This is a genomic window from Hydrogenophaga intermedia, assembly GCF_023715105.1.
GTDB classification, from domain to species: Bacteria; Pseudomonadota; Gammaproteobacteria; order Burkholderiales; family Burkholderiaceae_C; genus Hydrogenophaga; species Hydrogenophaga intermedia_A.
This window is the reverse complement of sequence record NZ_JAMBNO010000102.1, coordinates 1-452: the sequence shown is the minus strand read 5'-3', so window position 1 is coordinate 452 and position 452 is coordinate 1. Positions and strand designations below refer to the sequence as shown.

1 protein-coding gene is annotated in these 452 nt (G+C 73.5%); it reads right to left on the bottom strand.

Features of this window, described 5'->3' with window-relative positions; all coding sequences use genetic code 11:
• Positions 1–452, bottom strand: a 452-nt coding sequence (locus tag M3149_RS22760) for a hypothetical protein (RefSeq protein WP_251711626.1), incomplete at both ends; no start/stop codon positions are given.

The following is a 452-nucleotide window of genomic DNA, read 5'->3' as shown; positions in this document are numbered from 1 at the left end:
ATCCTCAGCAAGCGGCCACGGGATGGCGTCGAACTGGTCGACGAACATCGCCTGGTCGGGCTCGATGCCCTCCCACAGGTCCGCCGGCGGCTCATCGAAGTGGTACTCGTGCGCGTGCTCGTCGGGAGCGGTCTCCAGCGCGATCGACGTCCGCCAGACCAGTGCCTGGCACTCGTCGACGCCCTCCCAGCCGTCGCTCGGCAGCGCCCGGCCGGCGCCCAGAAGGGCCTCGACCTGCCAGCCACGCTGTAGGCCGTGGTCGACGTTGGAGACCAGCGCCGGCCACCAGGTGCTGGCCTGGATGCTCGCGGCCCGCTCGGGACCGAACAGGCCCGCGAGCCGCGGCGCCCAGTCGGTGGTGACGCTCTCGCCGTGGGAGCCATCGCCGATCTGGGCGGCGACCGCGGGTGTGAGGTGGCGGGCCATGCGCCACCAGAGCGCGGCCGCCGCCC